The following is a 17,413-nucleotide window of genomic DNA, read 5'->3' on the forward strand; positions in this document are numbered from 1 at the left end:
TTCCTACTTCTAGCCCGATGAACCGACGGTTACTTTGCTAACAACCTTGCTACTTTTAATCCAAGCTGCAAATAAAACTTATCTTCCGTCCGAAATACATCATATTCAGTCAATTCCTTAATCTTTTTCAGCCGATATTTAATTGTATTGACATGAATATAGAGCAATTCAGCCGTATCTTTTAAGCTGCAGTCATGTTCAAAGTACACCTTCAAAGTTTCTACTAAATTCGCCCCGCTGTTTTCATCGTAGGTGACCAGTTTCTTGATGGTATCATGATAAACTGTTGTCAGTTCTTCATTTGATTCCAGCTGCGAAAGCATGCGGTATATCCCCAAGTCATCAAAGTGCAGCACAGTTCTCCGTCCAAAAATTTCTTTTCCGATCTCAATCGTCTTAATTGCATCTTTATAGCCGATGCTAATACCGCAAAAGCCGGAATGAAACCGTCCAATTCCTGAGGTGAAAGTAACTTCAGGTACCTGTCTTTTTAATTCTGCAATAATATTTGTAATAAACTTCTTAGTAGCTTGAATCATATCCTTTTTGTTCTCTGCAAGATGGATGTGTTTCTTAGCCGGCTTTAAGATAATGAAATAATTACTTGTCATCCCGACGATCGCAGAAGACATTTTAATTCTCATTAAATTCTCCATAATCCTGAGAATTTTCAGCTTATATTCCTGAATAAACAATTCATTATGATCGAGGCGTTTGACGACTCGCATAAAATGATCAATCGCCAGAATAATCACTTCATAGCTCTCGTTAAAGTTCCAATTGTAAAATTTCCCTTTCTCTATCGCCTCTTCCATTTTAATATTGCCAGAAACGATTTCCCGTAAAAATTCATTACGATACTTTTGCTCTACTTCAATCTTTGTTTTCACTTTTAAAAATTCCAGAGCGATTAAAGGAATAACCCGCTCAAGTAAAATGAGATGAAAGCTCGTTAACTCACTCTCCGTTTCCCAGCATGTCAGAAAACCATTAATCTCCTGATTTAAAATTAGCGGCGCAACAATACAGTTTACTTTCTTGCCATTCAACTCCCGCTTCGTTTTAATTGGCCTTCTTGCTTTTAAAAACTCGTTGCGCTGCTCTCTTGAAAAAGAAGCGATAAGGTCGTCATGATTATATTTGATAAAGGGAATCTCTGATTCTAACGTGACATGATTGGTCATGATTTTTTTTAATGTATCGAGAATAATGTCGAGGCTTTCTCCGTTAAACGCAAGCTCACTAACCCATTTATAGTAGTCTTCAACCTGTTCACTTCTCGGAGAATTGTTCGTTAAAATTCCCGCCATCAATGGCGTCATAATATCTAAATAGGAGACTTCATTTTTAATTTCTATGATTGGAAACTGATAAGCATTGGCTTGCTCCAAAATAATAGCAGGAATTCCTTCTTCAAGGGCATGATACGTTTTGATCGCCAAACCGGCACAGTTTTTCTCAATGAGCTGAGGTACAAGCTGCTCCAGTGCTTCAGGATCATCCTTAACGGAAAAAAGGGATGATAACAAGAAATCATTTCCCTTCAGCCACCGTATCGTATCAGGTACTTCCATCACGGCCACATGTTGAACAATCCGCTCTGCTCCCTCATGTCCTGCGGCAATTTTGCAATGCCGCAAACCGCCAATATGCATCGCCTGTTCAATCGTAATCCCCATCTTGAATTCTTCCTCCTCCACCCAGTCCCCTTCACTTCTTTGCAACCACTGTGTCGATAAGCTATTGTCTACATCAAACTGATTCAATGTTCCCGGCACGGCATGATTCACACTATCATCAATTGTTGTTTCTTTCCCTTCTCTGTCTATTAGCACATTCATCCCTCTATTTGATGTCCATATCGACAAATACAGCAGGTGATTTTGATTCATGTCGAATTTAAAGCTTGTATGATTGAAATTATCAAATATTTTGTTTTCATGCTATAAATCGGGTATATTTTCTCCCGTAGAAAAAGACAAAAAAATAAGAAAGATTACACATTTATTTGTTTATAAAGACAAATAATTGATCCTATAGTTGTTCATTCCTCTATAATTTTTAGAAAAAGGACCCGGTTTCTTCCTTTCTGTCTTTTTCTACAAAGCTTATGAATCTTTCTGACTTTCCAACGAAATATCCAATTCTTCCTCTCTTAATCTGCCAATTTACAAAATTTAATGTCTAATATATTAATTTTCTCTTGATTAGCGTCGAACTTCCATGTAAAATAGCGCATAAGAAAACAGAAAACTGTTTACAGTATACATTTAATCTTATCGAATTTTTAGAATATTCCATTCTTAATCTTGCCTTCTCAATCGTTTGTCGCTATAATAACGTTACAAATTCTTTTCAAATGTTACGTTAATATTACGCAATTTGAATGAGAGCGCAGATTATGGAGGATTTTCGCAAGCTAGCAGTCTTTTCATTTAACTTCCTGAAGGGAGGCGACAATCGGTTTTCACTAGCAAACATTTCGTATTCGTTTTACTTTGTCAGCGTCTTTAATGTAAGCGCTGACATTAACAGATTAGTTTACTACTAGAAAAATGGGAGGTATTACTTTTATGAAGAAATTAATGATGCTTATGATGCTGCTTGTTTTATCTTTTGTACTAGTAGCATGTGGCGGTAGTGAAGAAGGTTCCGCACCGGCTGAAGGCGGGGAAGGCGATGCTCCTGCTGCTGAAGGTGAATCAGCCGGCAGCGGTGAATATGTTATGAAAATTGCTCATGCCGCGCCAGCCCAGGATGATAAAACTGAAAACTCTTTACAAGAGTTTAAGAAACGTGTCGAGGAAGCAACTGATGGACGTATCACTGTTGAAACATACCCTGCCAGTCAGCTCGGCGGCGAACGTGAAATTCTTGAAGGGACGCAATTAGGTTCGATTGAAGCGCATTCGATCTCGACCGGTCCATATCCTGGCGTATTCCCGGAAATTATGGTCCTCTCAATCCCTTATTTGTTTGTTAATAAAGATGTTGCCTACGAAGTACTAGATGGTCCGTTTGGCGAGAAGATGAAGGAATTGTTACTTGAAAAAACCGGTCTTCGTTTACTAGCATGGGGAGAAAATGGAGTTCGTCATTTCACGAATAACACCAATCCAATTCGGACGCCTGAAGATATGAAAGGAATTTCCTTCCGTACGATGGAAAATCCGGCTCACATGGCTATGGTTGAAGCTTTAGGGGGAAGTGCTACTCCAATTGCTTATGGCGAACTTTATTCCGCCCTTCAACAAGGCGTAGTTGACGGACAAGAAAACCCAGTTACGAACATTGCCAGCATGCGTTTTTATGAAGTACAAACCTATGCAACACTTGATGGTCATGTCTATGATCCGCATCTGTTCGCTGTAAACAATGCATGGTTTGAATCGCTTCCTGAAGATCTGCAAACGATTCTCGAAGATGAAGCAGCTGCCTGGTCTGAGTACAATCGCCAAATGAGCACAGAGCAGGATGACGGTGCGATCGAGACAATGCTTGAAGCCGGGATGGAAATCATTGAGCTTTCTCCAGAAGAACTCGTTCCATTCCAAGAAGCTACACAATCCGTTCATGACCTGATTAAAGCTGAAGCCGGCGATGATATCTACAATGAAATCATGGCAGCAGTTGAAGAAGCTGAAGCAGCTGTCTTAAATTAGGCTGCTGCTCCGACAAGACGACTATGAGAAGCCAATGCCCCTTCAAGTGTGATCTGGACTTGAAGGGGGGCTTTCATTTCATCATGTATTCCCATCCACATGATTGAAACGCCATTATTTATCTAATATTTTAGATTTTTCTTGCTTTTTTGTTTTCGATAAAGCTACAATAAACGAAAATACGATTGTTCGATTGCCGCCTTTACATGCTACATCTCATCCAAGCCTGCCAATGGTCAGACCATCACTCCATAGCTGTTAGTCAACAAATAAAATGTCAGCGCTTACATACACGCTCTTATTTTATCCTTTTTGGAGGTGATCATCGAAGGCTTGACTCATTCCTGTTAGAGGCGTGTCACCCTTTTAAAACCGACCATTTGCGTAATCAACGTTTACTTAAGGAGGGTTATCATGAAAATAAAAAAGGCAATTGATAAGTTTGACGCGATTATGGAATCCGTTGAAAGCTATCTCGTTTTTCTTTTGCTGTTTGCGATGCTGTTTTTTGTCTTTATCGGGGTTGTCTTCCGCTATGGCTTCGGCTTCACCTTAAGCTGGGGCGAGGAACTTCCTCGTTATATTATGATTTGGGCGACCTTTATCGGGGCAAGCCTCGGTGTTAAAAAAGGCTCCCACATTAGCGTGGATGCCCTTGAAGCATTTTTGCCACTTGCCGCCAAACGTGTCGTAGTTGTCATTAGCTATGTTATTTCGTTGGCATTTTGCATTGTGATATTGGCAATCGGAATTCCATTTATCGGGAGCTTGGCAGATTCCGGCCAATTATCTCCAGCTTTGCGCATTCCGATGTATTTTGCTTATCTGGCCGTTCTGATTGGTATTGGAATGATGGCCATCCGTTATCTTTTATTACTTATTTTTGAGCTGTTTTATCCACAATCATCGGAATTCAGCGTTCAAAATCAAAACAAAGAAGATCCGCTATCAGGGAGAGGAGGTTTTGTAGAATGAGTCTCGTACTGGCGATTACCTTAATTATTTTCCTGTTGCTCAGCGTACCTTTAGCGATTTCCATTGCCTTTTCGGGTATTCTTGCCATCTTATATGCCGGTGATTTGCCAACCTTCGTCGGCGTACAGCGATTGTTTACAGGGCTGGACTCCTTTCCCCTAATGGCGATACCTTTCTTCTTATTGGCTGGTAAAATTATGGAAAAGGGCGGAATTTCCCGCCGGCTGATCGATCTGGCCGCAAGCGTCGTCGGCTCGACAACCGGTGGTCTGGCAATGATCGCCATCCTTGCTTGTATGTTCTTTGCCGCTATTTCAGGTTCAGCGCCGGCGACTGTAGTTGCCATCGGTAGTATCATGGTCCCGGCTATGCTGCGGGCCGGCTATGACAAAGGCTTTACCATCGCCTTAATGGCCGTAGCGGGGACAATCGGTGTCATGATCCCGCCAAGTATTCCGTTTATTCTGTACGGAATTGCCGCCAGCACAAGTATTGGCGACCTCTTTATCGCCGGAATTCTTCCCGGGATTCTTGTTGGGGTATCCTTAATGGTCTATTCCTATTTTATCGCCAAAGCCCGCGGCTACAAAGGCGGGGAACCGACATCCCTCAAACGCTTCCTAACGAGCTTAAAAAGCTCAATCTGGGGGATCCTCATGCCGGTTATTATTCTCGGCGGTATTTACAGCGGAGCTTTTACCCCTACGGAATCGGGAGCGATTGCGTGCGTATACGGCTTGATTATTTCCTATTTCGTTTACCGCGATGCAAAGCTTTCTGATTTAAAGCCAATTTTTGTTGAATCGAGCGCCACATCCGCAATGGTTTTACTTATCGTCGGGGCGGCTAATATCATGAGCTGGATTTTATCAACTGAACAAATTCCAATGCTCATCTCCGGCGTTATTTCCGACTTTGCATCAAGCTCCGTCATCCTGATGCTTGTCATTAACCTGCTACTGCTTTTTGTCGGTACATTCCTGGAGCTGGGCGCAGCGATTATTATTCTTGTCCCTATCTTACTGCCGCTTTTAGGTCAGTTTGATATTAACCTCGTCCACTTCGGCGTCATGATGGTTGTCAACTTGGCAATCGGACTGCTTACCCCGCCGCTTGGTGTAAATCTGTTCGTTGCCAAGAGTTTAAGTGATCTGTCCTTTAATCATGTAGTCAGGGCCGTTATACCGTTTTTAGCAGTCGTCATTCTAAACCTTTTCATGATCGCCTATATTCCACAAATTTCCCTGCTTCTTCTTGGGGATTAAAACCAACTAAAACTGCTTCTGGGACGGATCAAAAGGATTACCAACCTTTTGATCCGTCCCTTTTCCTGCCCTCACTAAAGCTGGCCCCTTCCAGTCCAACCCTTGCAAAAACCTCCCTACAACATTCGGACTTTTTATTGCTTATCATAAGCGTATAATACTAACCAAGAAGAGTTATTCTTCGTCATTCTACCGGGTGAATGCTTGCAAAAAATGTTGAATCCCTTCTTTTGCTTACGAAAGGAGAGCGCGCTCAGATGATTCTTGATCAACGCTGCATTGCCATCATGACAAAAATTGTTCATGCCGCGTCCCCCGTCTCTCCGCAGGAGCTGATGGAGGAACTACATGTTTCCAAACGGACGATCTATTACGATATCGAAAAAATCAATGATTGGCTTGAACAGGCGAACCTGCCTCAGCTCGATTATGTGCGGTCTGCCGGCTTTTATATTAGCGAAAAAGAAAGTGCGCTGATTAAAAAAAAGCTCGCCACCTTTGATAAAAAAACAAACTATGAATTTTCACCAAAAGAAAGAGCGGCCTGGATCGCGATTTTGATTTTGACCCGAGATGCTAAAATCTACTTGCACGATCTTATGGAAACGCTTCATGTGAGCAGGAGCACGTTACTTGCTGACCTGAAGCAGCTGAAGGAACAGCTTGGCCACTTTCAAGTTGAATTACATTTTCACAAATCATCCGGCTATTATATGGTTGGTGAAGAACAGGCCAAGCGGAAAATGCTCATTAGCTATTTGTCCCACCTTCTAACGAATAAGAGCTGGGATGCCCTTTTAACGGAAATTCAGTTAATCGGTCAACAGCAGCCGGCGTCAGATGCCTTCCACAGCGCCGAGCTTGATGTCATTTATCACATTTTACATGAGTATGAGCCGTTGACAGGGGTGCGCTATACCGATGAAGTCATGCAGGCATTGAGCGCCCACCTCCTGTTGCTCATCAAGCGCTTTTCCAGAGGCAGATATATTCAAATGGATCCGGTGGAAAAGGATGTTATTAAACGGACAAAGGAATATCAGGCCGCCTCGCAGATTTGCCAGCAACTCGAAACCGTCTTCGATTTAAACGTTCCTGAAGATGAAATTCACTATATTGCCACGTTTCTGCTCGGCGCAAAAATTAGCGACTATCAGCTGGTTGATGTCGAGAATCAGGACACAGCCAACCTGAAGCATATCGTGACATTAATGGTTGATGATTTTCAAAAGTTTGCCTGTGTCTTCTTTCAAAACCGGGAAGAACTGGAGCGGAATCTGTTTATCCATTTAAAGCCGGCCTATTTCCGGATTAAATATGGTATCGGGATCGATAACCCGCTCTCTTCTTCAATGCAGCACTCCTACCCTGATCTGTTTGTCCTGACAAAAAAAGTAGTTCATCACTTTGAACATGTTCTTGGCAAACCGATCTCAGACGATGAAGTTGCCTATATTGCGATGCACTTTGGCGGCTGGATCAATAAAGAAGGCGTGAAAGTGGAGAGCAGGAAAAAAGCGGTTGTCGTCTGCTCAAGCGGGATCGGTACTTCGCGGATTTTACAAAAACAGCTGGAGGACCTGCTACCTACCGTTGATGTTGTCAACGCCCTTACGGCGCGCGAATATGAAAACGAGAACCTTTCAGGCATCGATTTTGTTTTTTCAACAACGCCGGTATCCGAAAAAGGCGTAGCGGTGTTTGTCGTCAATCCGATTTTAAGTCATGCGGAGAAAGCGTCCTTGCTGAAGCAGTTCCAGACGGGAGAGACCGTTCCGGGACAGATAAATCCCGAAGCCATTTTGAGCATTGTTGAGAAACACGCTCATATTACTAATGGAGACAAACTTCTGCAAGAGCTAAAGACCTTTTTACAAAACAACAAGGAAATGAAAAATGAGGTGGATCAAAGGCCGATGCTAAATGAAATACTCACCAAAGATAAAATCCAATTTGCCGAATCGGCAAACAGCTGGCAGGAGGCTTTGCAAATGGCCGCCGCGCCGCTGCTGGCCGACCAGTCAATCAGCCAGGGATATATTGATACGATGATTGAAAATGTTCATCAAATGGGGCCTTATATTGTGATCGCTCCGGGGATTGCTCTCCCTCATGCCCGTCCTGAAGCCGGCGTCAATAAGCTTGGCATGAGCTTCCTGCAATTACGTCAGAGCTGCTCTTTTTCAGAGAAGGCGGAGCATCAAGTATCATTGCTGTTTGTCCTGGCGGCGATCGACAATGATACTCATTTGACAGCTTTATCGCAATTATCAAAGATGCTGTCGGACCGCGACAACATCGAGAAGCTTCAAACGGCTCAGTCGGCCGACGAAGTTTTACCGATTATTAATCAATACTCACATATATAAGGAGGAAGAAAAGATGAAAAAGATTTTAGTTGTTTGCGGAAACGGATTAGGAAGCAGCTTTATTGTCGAAATGAATGTCAAAAATGTATTAAGTGAGTTAGGTGTCGAAGCAGAGGTGTCTCATACTGACCTGACAACAGCCAAATCAGAACAGGCCGATCTTTATCTTGGCTCAAAGGATTTAATTTCTAACTTGGATGATGGCACGAGAACGATCATCGGCTTAACGAACATCCTTGATCAGGAAGAATTAAAAGCCGCTCTGCAATCTCATCTGTAAGTTCCGCGAAAGGCTGAAGAGGAGTGGAATTCTCCTCTTCAGACAAAACCGGATGAAAATAAAAAAACAAATAAAAATGGCATTAATAAGGGAGGGTTTAGAGTGTTTGATCTTATAATGAATGATATATTAGGTACGCCCGCGATCCTGGTCGGTTTATTCGCCCTGTTAGGTCTTTTATTGCAAAAGAAGGCGATTGCGGATGTCATTTCCGGAACATTAAAAACCGTCATGGGCTTTTTAATCCTTAATGGAGGCGCCACCATATTAGTCGGATCACTTGACATTTTCGGGCAGATGTTTGAAAAAGCGTTCCACATCCAGGGAGTCATCCCGAATAATGAAGCGATTGTCGCGATTGCCCAGCAAACCTTCGGCAGGGAAACAGCAATGATCATGCTGTTTGGGATGCTGATGAACATCGTCATCGCCCGCTTTACACCATTTAAATATATTTTCCTGACTGGTCATCATACATTATTTATGGCTTGCTTAATTTCAGCGGTGTTTGCGACTGGCGGAGTCACCGGTTTGCCGCTTATCATTATCGGCTCCATTATCCTTGGTCTGTTAATGGTGTTCCTGCCTGCTATGATTCAGCCGTATGTGAGAGAAATCACAGGTAATGACAACATCGCCGTCGGTCATTTCGGCTCATTCGGCTATTTCACCGCGGGCTTTATCGGCAAAAGAATCGGAGACAAAGCGAAATCAACAGAGGATATTAAAGTACCGAAATCACTCGGTTTCCTGCGTGACACTTCCGTGGCGATGTCGCTGACGATGGCGATCCTGTTTTTAATCGTCGCTCCAATCGCCGGAAAAGGCTATATCGAGACCGAATTAAGTGACGGGGTTAACTTCCTTGTCTTCTCTCTTATTCAGGCGATCACCTTTGCCGCCGGGGTCTATGTTGTCCTCGCCGGGGTGCGGATGCTGATTGCTGAAATTGTTCCGGCGTTTAAAGGGATTGCTGACAAAGTCGTCAAAGACGCGAAACCGGCTCTCGATTGTCCAGCCGTCTTCCCGTTCGCACCAAATGCGGTTATTATCGGCTTCCTGTTCAGCTTCCTTGCCGGCTTGATTTCGATGTTTTTGCTGCCGCTGTTCGGCCTTAAAATCATCGTACCCGGCCTGATTCCTCACTTCTTCACCGGCGCGGCTGCCGGGGTTTTCGGGAATGCGACCGGCGGGAGACGCGGCGCGATGATCGGCGCGTTTGCCAACGGCCTGCTGATCTCCTTCTTACCGGCGCTTCTCCTGCCGGTTCTCGGATCGCTCGGCTTTGAAGGCACAACCTTCGGCGACTCGGATTTCGGGATTGTCGGGATTCTCTTGAGCTTCCTGATTCAGCTCTTTTCTTAGAAGGGGCGCGCGAAGCCGACGCTCTTCCGCGAATATAAAAAACGCTGTTTCCCTGTGAGGGGAGCAGCGTTTTTTTTTCAGATGACAAGCCGTTCTAAAAGCCTATTCACGCTCTCCTTCATAAACCGTCAGCTTCTCTTCGATTGCCGTCCGCGCTCTTGCTTTCGGAATTTCATTGAAATACCCGAGATGCAAAAAGCCGGCAATTTTTTCTCCGGGCTGTACCCCTAATAGCTGCCGAACCTTCGGGTCATAAATATGAGGGTTCGTTTTCCAGACAACGCCGAGCTGACGTTCCCAGGCAAGCAGCTGAAAGTTCTGAATCAGGGCGCCGATCGCGCCGAAATTTTCGTCCCATTGCTTTTGTCTTGGATCTTCCTCCATGATGACGATTAAAAAAGCCGCCGGACTGCTGAAATAAGCCCGTCTGTTTTCTTGCATCTCAGCCGGAAATGTTTTCACCAGCTTTTCCACAAACTCCGCCTTCTCCTCTGTCGGCACATAAATGAAGCGCCACGGCTCCCGTAATCCATGATTTGGCGCCCAAACAGCATCCCGTAAAAGCTCCTTAACAAGCTCTGTCGGCACGGCTTGATCTGTGTATCCATTTTTGATCGAACGTCGTTCGCGAATCAGTTTCGCTAAATCGGTACTCATGCTCAAACCACCTTATTAATTAATATAATGATAATCATTATCACTCAACTATTTCATTTTAATTGATTCTATTTTCATTGTCCACGTCTTATCCCTTTTTTCTTTATAGATAAAAAAAGTCCCATCCATACTGGCAAAAAAAGCTGCCTTCACCAGTTCTATGCACCGGTAAAGACAGCCTCCAATTTATTGATAGACACTTCCGCTCGACCGCTTAAACTCTTCGGCCTTTTCCTTCATCCCTTGCTCAATCGCTTCTTTCGTATCAAGCTTGTTCTCCTTCGCATATTCGCGAATGTCCTGAGAGATCCGCATGCTGCAAAATTTCGGCCCGCACATCGAGCAGAAATGAGCTGTCTTCGCCCCTTCGGCAGGCAAGGTTTCATCATGAAACTCCAGCGCTCGTTCGGGATCAAGTGCCAAATGAAATTGATCGCGCCAGCGGAATTCAAAGCGGGCTTTTGATAGCGCGTCATCCCTTTTCTGTGCCCCCGGATGGCCCTTCGCCAAGTCCGCGGCATGGGCAGCAATCTTATAGGTGATTACCCCTTCGCGGACGTCATCGCGATTCGGCAGGCCGAGATGCTCCTTTGGCGTTATATAGCAAAGCATCGCAGTTCCGTACCAGCCAATCATCGCCGCGCCAATTGCCGATGTAATATGGTCATAGCCCGGCGCGATGTCGGTTGTCAGCGGGCCAAGCGTGTAAAAAGGCGCCTCCTGACACACTTCCAGCTGCTTCTCCATATTTTCTTTTATTAAATGCATCGGCACATGCCCCGGTCCTTCGACCATCACTTGAACATCGTGCTCCCAGGCGATTTTCGTTAATTCTCCCAACGTTTCTAATTCAGCAAACTGCGCCTCATCATTTGCATCGGCGATTGCCCCCGGACGCAAGCCGTCTCCCAATGAGAACGCAATGTCATAGGTCTTCATAATTTCGCAGATTTCTTCAAAATGAGTATACAGGAAATTCTCCTGATGATGGTAGAGGCACCATTGGGCCATGATTGAGCCTCCACGCGAGACGATTCCCGTTAAGCGCTTCGCTGTTAACGGCACGTAGCGTAAAAGGACGCCAGCATGAATCGTGAAATAATCGACTCCCTGCTCCGCCTGCTCGATCAATGTATCGCGGTATACCTCCCATGTGAGATCTTCAGCGACTCCTTTCACTTTTTCCAGCGCCTGATAAATCGGCACTGTCCCGACCGGAACCGCCGAGTTGCGAATGATCCATTCCCGGGTCGTATGAATGTTTTTTCCTGTAGAAAGATCCATAATCGTATCGGCCCCCCAACGGGTCGCCCAGGTCATTTTTTCAACCTCTTGCTCAATCGAAGAAGAAACAGCGGAGTTGCCGATATTCGCGTTAATTTTCACATGAAAGTTTCGTCCGATGATCATCGGCTCCGTTTCGGGGTGGTTGATATTAGCTGGGATAATCGCCCTCCCCCTTGCCACTTCCTCTCGGACAAATTCCGGCTTCAGATTCTCCCTGATCGCGATAAACTCCATTTCAGGTGTAATGATTCCCTTTTTCGCGTAGTGCAGCTGGGTGACATTTTGTCCTTTTTTCGCGCGTAACGGCTTCCGCTTTAAACCTGGAAAGACGCGGTGATTCGCTCTTGGATCATCCTTGTCCTGATAGCCGTTATCCTCCGGCTTGATTTCACGCCCTTCATATTCCTCCACATCGCCACGCTCTTCAATCCACCCTCGTCTAATCGCCGGAAGCCCCTTTTCCATATTCACTGTATAATCCGGATCGGTATACGGCCCACTCGTATCATAAACACGGAGAGGAGGGTTCTCTTCTTCCCCAAAGCTGCCCGTTGTCGGACTCAGTTCAATCTCCCTCATCGGTACGTTAAGATCGGGCCTGGAGCCATTGACATACACCTTCTTACTCCCGGCAAAGCTGGACATAATGGACATGTTTTTTTCGTTTAATGAAGATGTCGACATAAAAAAAATCTCTCCTTTACATTTTAAGTGTGAAAGGACGAGATCTGGCACAACGGCGTGAAGGCTGTGCATTGCCTTCTTCGCGTGACATCGTCAGACTGACGCTGCCTATCTAAAAAGCCGGATCCATCACGTAAACGAATGGACCCGGCTCATGCAAACAGATGTATGTGCTGTTATTATGCTAACTTCCCCACGCTGGTATGAGCCAGATCAGGTCCCAAGGGTCAAGAAACTTCAACGTGTTTCTTTCTCAGCCCACCTCATTGGACTCCCCCAGTTATTGCTTATTCAATTTACCCTCAGTATACAGAAGTCCCGCTCAAATGAAAAGAAAAATTTTACTATTTGTTCAAGTACCAGAAAAAGCAGCTTTTTCCCGGCGGGCTTTTCTTCCATGAAAGAAATAATAGAGCCCCGTTGATAATAGGACAAGGACTGAGCAGGCCAGATAAATATCGGCATATTCTAAATATGTCGCCATAATACCTAATAGAAATGAACCGATGGCGAACCCGGAATCAAACAATACAAAAAACGTTGCTGTGGCAACCCCTGCCCGTTCAGGCGGTGAAGCTTGAATGGCGATTGCCTGAAAGCTTGAAAACAACGTACCAAATCCAAGCCCAATCAGCCCTCCGGCGAGCAAGAGCATCCATCCTGATCCCACTTGGCTCAAAACCAAAACGCCGACAGCAAATACGATGATGCATGGATAAATCACTTTATTTTCTCCATACAGATCAAACCAGCGTCCTGTAAATGGTCTGGAAATTAACAGAAAGGTTGCGTAGACGACAAAGAAAAAGCTCGAAGCCTGAATCAGATTCAGCTCTTCGGCATAAACCGAGATAAACGAAAGGACGCCTGAATAAACAAATGCCAGAACAAAAGCAACAATCGCAATCGGGAACGTTCTTTTTTCAAAAAATTGAGCGAGACTAACCCGCTGTTTGACCGCGGCCACTTCTGCGGAAGCCGCGCTTTTATCCGCTACGTTGACAAGCAATGCACAGATGAGGGCAAGACAAGAAAAAACGGCGCATAATACCATTAAAAAAGTGTAGCCCCACGAATGAATAAAAGAAAGACCTAAAAAAGGGCCAATCACCATGGCAAGATTCATGAAAGTCGCATAATAGCCCATTCCTTCTCCACGCCGTTCCCTTGGGATAACGGTGGCGACAATCCCCCCGGTCGCGGTCGTCGCGATGCCAAAGCCGACCCCGTGCAAAATCCGCAGCACCAACAAAAGAAAAATCGTCGAGGCAAAAAAGTATAAAAATGAACCTGCTACAAAAATAAGAGTACCGATTAGTAACGTTTTCTTTTGTCCGACTGATTGCAGCCAATTTCCGGCGAATGGCCGAAAGACAATCGCGGCAATAACGAATAAAGCGGCGTTCAACCCGATCGATTGACCTCCGCCCGCCAGGCTCTCCACAATATAAATCGGCAATGTCACCATCAGCATATAAAAAATTAAAAAGATAAAAAAGCTCGCTAATGAAATACTAATAAAATCCTTCGTCCAAAGCTTTGTTTTCCCCATTCCTTTTCACTTCTTTCCCAATTCTTCTCCAACAAAAAAACAGCCATTAAAAGAGGAATCAAGGGCTGTCTCAAAAGTCCTCAAATTATCACAATCGTTTCGGGCGCTACCCGCATGGAAAAGAGCCCCGCGCTCTCTCCATGCTTGTAAACCGTAACGCTTCGTCCTTTTTTTATTCAGGGATGTATGGCAGCTCACCGTTTTTTGGTATGTTGATAACATGCGTATCCGTATAAGCAAGAAGACCTTCTTTTCCATATTCCCGCCCGATTCCCGACTGCTTCACACCACCGAACGGAAAGCGGACATCCAGCCCTTGTACAGCTGCTGTATTAATCATCGTCGTCCCTGCCTGGATATGCTTCGCCACCTTAATCGCGTGCTCTTCTTCTCCCCAAACTGAACTCGTCAGTCCATAAATACTATCATTTGCCAGCTCAATCGCATGTCTGTCATCATCAAAAGGTAATATCGGGACGGTTGGGCCAAACTGCTCCTCGACCACGATCGGATCATGATAATCCGCCTCCAGCACGACCGTCGGCTGCATGAAATAGCCTTCATTGAACAGCTCTTCATCTACGATCCTGCCCAGCTTGATCACTGTTGCCCCTTTGCTCTCGGCACCATCAATTAAGCTCTGGACATACTCCGCCTGCTTCTTATTGTTCACCGGGCCGATGGTGACTTCTTTATTAAACGGGTCACCTACTCGAATCCATTTATTCGCCGCTTCAATATACTTCTCAACAAAGCGGTCATAAATGGAACGGTGAACGTAGATTCGTTTGGCGATCATACATATTTGCCCCGCCGTTAAAAAGTTGGAAATCACAATGCGCCGCATTGCTCTCTCATCCTCAACATCGAAGTCCTCTAAAACAACCGCCGCATCATTTCCACCCAACTCAAGCGTCATCTTCTTGATCGTATCGGCAGCGGCTTTCATGATATGCTTCGCGGTCTCCGTTCCTCCCGTAAAGGCAATTTTCGCCACCTTCGGATTCGACGTCAATTCGACACCGACATCCGTTTCCCCGTGCACGAGATTCAGAACACCCTTTGGCAGCTCGCCGGCGATGATTTCAATGACTTTGCTGACAGCTAAAGGCGCTAACGGACTCGGCTTCAACACCATCGTGTTCCCCGCCAGAAGAGCCGGGGCAATTTTAATCGTTGACAAGGATAGCGGATAATTCCACGGTGTAATCGCCGATACGACCCCGATCCCGTCCCGGGCGATAATCGTTTTCCCACTCTCATGCTCTTGGACTTCATTTTTCAATACTTCTTTTGCATGTTCGCAGGCAAACTCCATCCAGGCAAGTGAAACACCGATTTCACCTTCCGAATCATACAGCGGCTTTCCGTGTTCCTTTGATAAGAGATGCGCAATGTCCGGCGCGGCCTCTTTCATCCTCTGAATCGCGCTTTTCATCCGCTCGATCCGCTCGTCTATCGCCGTTTCCGTCCAACCCGGAAAAGCGCCGTAAGCCGCCTCTATCGCCTGGACGGCCTCCTCACGGGTATTAACCGGCGCGTAACCGACAATCTCACTCGGCCGGGTCGGGTTTTCACGAGGGGCCTGCTTTTCCGACCTTATTTTTTCACCATTAATAATCGCTTCAGCTATAAATGCTTGATCTGACATGCTTGACCGTCCTTTCTAAAGAGACAGGATATAATTGACTACATTATGTGTAGTTTGTTCCTCCCTCTTTCGCCTCTATACTCATCATCAATTGAGAATATATGGCAGCGGTCAATTTTCTTTGTTGCTATAGCAACTATAGAAAAAGATCTCGGTCGAGTCAACTATCCTGCTTCGTTACCCTTCCTCGACCTTGTTCCACGCCCGGTTATGAATCAAATAAATTTGTTTCGCTAAAAAGGCCGGGGTGTACGGCATGTCGTTTTTCAGCCAGGCGACGATCGTTCCGATTAAAGCGGCAGAATCATACCAGATGAAAACCTCCATTTGAATTCCGGCCTTCAGCAGCTTGGATTCACGTCCCTTGCTCTCTTCGCCATTATCCTTATGCAACGCTCGGCTATACCGACCTGACCGATGCAACGCCTTATGCCTTCCTTATTCTGTTGTATACTGGCAGTCGAATTGGGATGGCGCTGTTTTTGATGCCGGTTCAGACAGCAGGGCTAAATCAGCTTCCGGCAAAGCCTTCATGTCCACGGCACGGCGATTTCCAATACAGTTAGACAAGTAGCCGGCGCCATAGGGACATCTTTGCTCGTAACGATTATGACAAGCAGAACAAATACTCACCTCGAAAAAATGACAACAGGCGCGGCAAATGCTGGAGAAGAAAGCCACCTGCTAATGGAAGCCTCCATTCAGGGAATCAATGACGCTTATTTCACCATTCTTCTTCTCGGCTTTATTAGTTTGGTTCTCTCCTTCTTTATTAAGCGCGCGAGCCAGGCTTCCGGGGAGATCCTTGATGCAAAGGAACAAACGGCAAGCAGATCGTAAAAGCAGACACAAATCCGTTGTGAAGAAGCTGCTGAAAATCGTACGTTTTCAGCAGCTTTTTCGTAATAAGCGTAGCCGTTGCCTGATTTTGCGGGTTTTGCCCTTTGCTTAAGAGCACTTATTCGGCTTCCCTTACCTCTTCATCTTCTAACACTGTCTCATACTCATCGACTACGGCCCTGCCATTCTCCTCACGAAAAGAAATCACTTCTACACTTTTGTAGTAACGCGGTTCGCTCGTTTGCGTGAGATATGTGATCATCACCGAATGCTCGTCTTTCCGCTCTATCTCAAATTCCACAACCCATGGGCTTGAGCAGCAAAGGACATAGTTCCAGTCCGTTCCACTAACAGTCTTCTGTTCCTCGATAAATTTTTCTTTTGCTTCGGCAGACATCATCTCATAACGCGGCTTTCCGTCCCGCTCTTTTAACGCATTTGCCCAAATAAAGGACAGTTCTTCGATGTCTTCAATCCAAGCCTCTTCTTCTGAGGAGGGGGAAAACGATGGACAGAAGAAAGGATGAGCATGGGCTGCGCTTTACAGAGGAGGATCGCAAGAAAGTGTTTCAAAAAATTAAGGAACAGGAGGCCGGCAATGGTGATCAACCGGGGGGAACGATTGCTGCAAGGCTGAAAAAGGCTGTTCCGCTTTCGGCATCGATCATTGTCCTCATTCTCTTCGCCGGGCTGCTTCTTCTAACCATCAACGAGAGCCTGTTTACGCAAACTTTGACAGAGGGTATCTTGCGCTAACGGACAGCCTTTGCATTCTTTCGGTCGTGTGTATTTTAACGTCTCGTATCTCGCGTCGTAACTGTCGTAC

At 45.4% G+C, this 17,413-nt stretch carries 15 protein-coding genes and 1 riboswitch; of the genes, 8 read left to right on the forward strand and 7 right to left on the reverse strand.

Annotated elements, in window-relative coordinates; all coding sequences use genetic code 11:
* Nucleotides 1–29 precede the first annotated feature (29 nt).
* On the reverse strand, nt 30–1,835 hold the full coding sequence (locus tag ABMB67_RS07395) for a PucR family transcriptional regulator (protein WP_354571552.1): 1,806 nt from the start codon (nt 1,833–1,835) through the stop codon (nt 30–32).
* A gap of 738 nt (nt 1,836–2,573) precedes the next feature.
* On the opposite strand from ABMB67_RS07395, the gene ABMB67_RS07400 reads away from it, so the two are divergent.
* From ABMB67_RS07400 to ulaA, 6 genes are all read left to right on the forward strand, one after another.
* Nucleotides 2,574–3,662 (forward strand): TRAP transporter substrate-binding protein, encoded by a 1,089-nt coding sequence (locus ABMB67_RS07400; RefSeq protein ID WP_354571553.1) that lies wholly within the window; start codon nt 2,574–2,576, stop codon nt 3,660–3,662.
* A gap of 414 nt (nt 3,663–4,076) precedes the next feature.
* Entirely contained in the window at nt 4,077–4,637 is a 561-nt protein-coding gene (locus tag ABMB67_RS07405; RefSeq protein WP_354571555.1) for a TRAP transporter small permease, read from the forward strand.
* On the forward strand, nt 4,634–5,902 hold the full coding sequence (locus tag ABMB67_RS07410; protein WP_354571556.1) for a TRAP transporter large permease: 1,269 nt from the start codon (nt 4,634–4,636) through the stop codon (nt 5,900–5,902). Before ABMB67_RS07405 ends, ABMB67_RS07410 begins: the two co-directional genes overlap by 4 nt.
* Nucleotides 5,903–6,159: 257 nt before the next feature.
* Nucleotides 6,160–8,271 (forward strand): BglG family transcription antiterminator, encoded by a 2,112-nt coding sequence (locus tag ABMB67_RS07415; protein WP_354571557.1) that lies wholly within the window; start codon nt 6,160–6,162, stop codon nt 8,269–8,271.
* A 13-nt stretch (nt 8,272–8,284) separates the two neighbouring features.
* Complete coding sequence (locus tag ABMB67_RS07420; RefSeq protein WP_251194503.1) at nt 8,285–8,551, forward strand: PTS sugar transporter subunit IIB; 267 nt, start codon at nt 8,285–8,287, stop codon at nt 8,549–8,551.
* 102 nt (nt 8,552–8,653) lie between these two features.
* The gene (gene ulaA / locus ABMB67_RS07425; RefSeq protein ID WP_251194502.1) at nt 8,654–9,916 is read left to right on the forward strand and encodes a PTS ascorbate transporter subunit IIC; all 1,263 of its coding nucleotides are present in this window, start codon (nt 8,654–8,656) and stop codon (nt 9,914–9,916) included.
* 102 nt (nt 9,917–10,018) lie between these two features.
* On the opposite strand, the gene ABMB67_RS07430 is transcribed toward ulaA, so the two are convergent.
* The 5 genes from ABMB67_RS07430 to ABMB67_RS07450 all read right to left on the reverse strand — a co-directional run bounded on the left by ABMB67_RS07430 (nt 10,019) and on the right by ABMB67_RS07450 (nt 16,170).
* Nucleotides 10,019–10,573 (reverse strand): nitroreductase family protein, encoded by a 555-nt coding sequence (locus ABMB67_RS07430; RefSeq protein WP_354571558.1) that lies wholly within the window; start codon nt 10,571–10,573, stop codon nt 10,019–10,021.
* A 186-nt stretch (nt 10,574–10,759) separates the two neighbouring features.
* The gene (gene thiC, locus ABMB67_RS07435; RefSeq protein WP_354571559.1) at nt 10,760–12,544 is read right to left on the reverse strand and encodes a phosphomethylpyrimidine synthase ThiC; all 1,785 of its coding nucleotides are present in this window, start codon (nt 12,542–12,544) and stop codon (nt 10,760–10,762) included.
* Between the two features lie 173 nt (nt 12,545–12,717).
* Nucleotides 12,718–12,832, reverse strand: a riboswitch (TPP riboswitch).
* 64 nt (nt 12,833–12,896) lie between these two features.
* Entirely contained in the window at nt 12,897–14,096 is a 1,200-nt protein-coding gene (locus ABMB67_RS07440) for an MFS transporter (protein WP_251194499.1), read from the reverse strand.
* A gap of 172 nt (nt 14,097–14,268) precedes the next feature.
* On the reverse strand, nt 14,269–15,747 hold the full coding sequence (locus ABMB67_RS07445) for an aldehyde dehydrogenase family protein (protein ID WP_251224849.1): 1,479 nt from the start codon (nt 15,745–15,747) through the stop codon (nt 14,269–14,271).
* A gap of 177 nt (nt 15,748–15,924) precedes the next feature.
* Nucleotides 15,925–16,170 carry a TetR-like C-terminal domain-containing protein gene (locus tag ABMB67_RS07450; protein WP_251194497.1) on the reverse strand — a complete coding sequence of 82 codons (246 nt, stop codon included), beginning with the start codon at nt 16,168–16,170 and terminating at the stop codon, nt 15,925–15,927.
* 171 nt (nt 16,171–16,341) lie between these two features.
* On the opposite strand from ABMB67_RS07450, the gene ABMB67_RS07455 reads away from it, so the two are divergent.
* A complete protein-coding gene (locus ABMB67_RS07455; protein WP_251194496.1) occupies nt 16,342–16,587 on the forward strand; it encodes a hypothetical protein in 246 nt (81 codons plus the stop codon).
* A gap of 118 nt (nt 16,588–16,705) precedes the next feature.
* Here the strand turns inward: ABMB67_RS07455 and ABMB67_RS07460 are convergent, their stop codons facing one another.
* Nucleotides 16,706–16,984, reverse strand: a complete 279-nt coding sequence (locus ABMB67_RS07460) for a hypothetical protein (RefSeq protein ID WP_354571560.1) — start codon at nt 16,982–16,984, stop codon at nt 16,706–16,708.
* A gap of 110 nt (nt 16,985–17,094) precedes the next feature.
* On the opposite strand from ABMB67_RS07460, the gene ABMB67_RS07465 reads away from it, so the two are divergent.
* A complete protein-coding gene (locus ABMB67_RS07465) occupies nt 17,095–17,343 on the forward strand; it encodes a hypothetical protein (protein ID WP_354571561.1) in 249 nt (82 codons plus the stop codon).
* Nucleotides 17,344–17,413: the final 70 nt, after the last annotated feature.

This window comes from Halalkalibacter oceani, assembly GCF_040544555.1.
Classification (GTDB): domain Bacteria; phylum Bacillota; class Bacilli; order Bacillales; family Bacillaceae_D; genus Halalkalibacter; species Halalkalibacter oceani.

Coding starts and splice junctions, on each gene's coding strand:
- ABMB67_RS07460 (WP_354571560.1), bottom strand. CDS start 16,984: ATGTCTGCCGAAGCAAAAGAAAAATTTATCGAGGAACAGAAGACTGTT.
- ABMB67_RS07440 (WP_251194499.1), bottom strand. CDS start 14,096: ATGGGGAAAACAAAGCTTTGGACGAAGGATTTTATTAGTATTTCATTA.
- ABMB67_RS07420 (WP_251194503.1), top strand. CDS start 8,285: ATGAAAAAGATTTTAGTTGTTTGCGGAAACGGATTAGGAAGCAGCTTT.
- ABMB67_RS07415 (WP_354571557.1), top strand. CDS start 6,160: ATGATTCTTGATCAACGCTGCATTGCCATCATGACAAAAATTGTTCAT.
- ABMB67_RS07405 (WP_354571555.1), top strand. CDS start 4,077: ATGAAAATAAAAAAGGCAATTGATAAGTTTGACGCGATTATGGAATCC.
- ABMB67_RS07445 (WP_251224849.1), bottom strand. CDS start 15,747: ATGTCAGATCAAGCATTTATAGCTGAAGCGATTATTAATGGTGAAAAA.
- thiC (WP_354571559.1), bottom strand. CDS start 12,544: ATGTCGACATCTTCATTAAACGAAAAAAACATGTCCATTATGTCCAGC.
- ABMB67_RS07430 (WP_354571558.1), bottom strand. CDS start 10,573: ATGAGTACCGATTTAGCGAAACTGATTCGCGAACGACGTTCGATCAAA.
- ABMB67_RS07410 (WP_354571556.1), top strand. CDS start 4,634: ATGAGTCTCGTACTGGCGATTACCTTAATTATTTTCCTGTTGCTCAGC.
- ABMB67_RS07465 (WP_354571561.1), top strand. CDS start 17,095: ATGGACAGAAGAAAGGATGAGCATGGGCTGCGCTTTACAGAGGAGGAT.
- ABMB67_RS07400 (WP_354571553.1), top strand. CDS start 2,574: ATGAAGAAATTAATGATGCTTATGATGCTGCTTGTTTTATCTTTTGTA.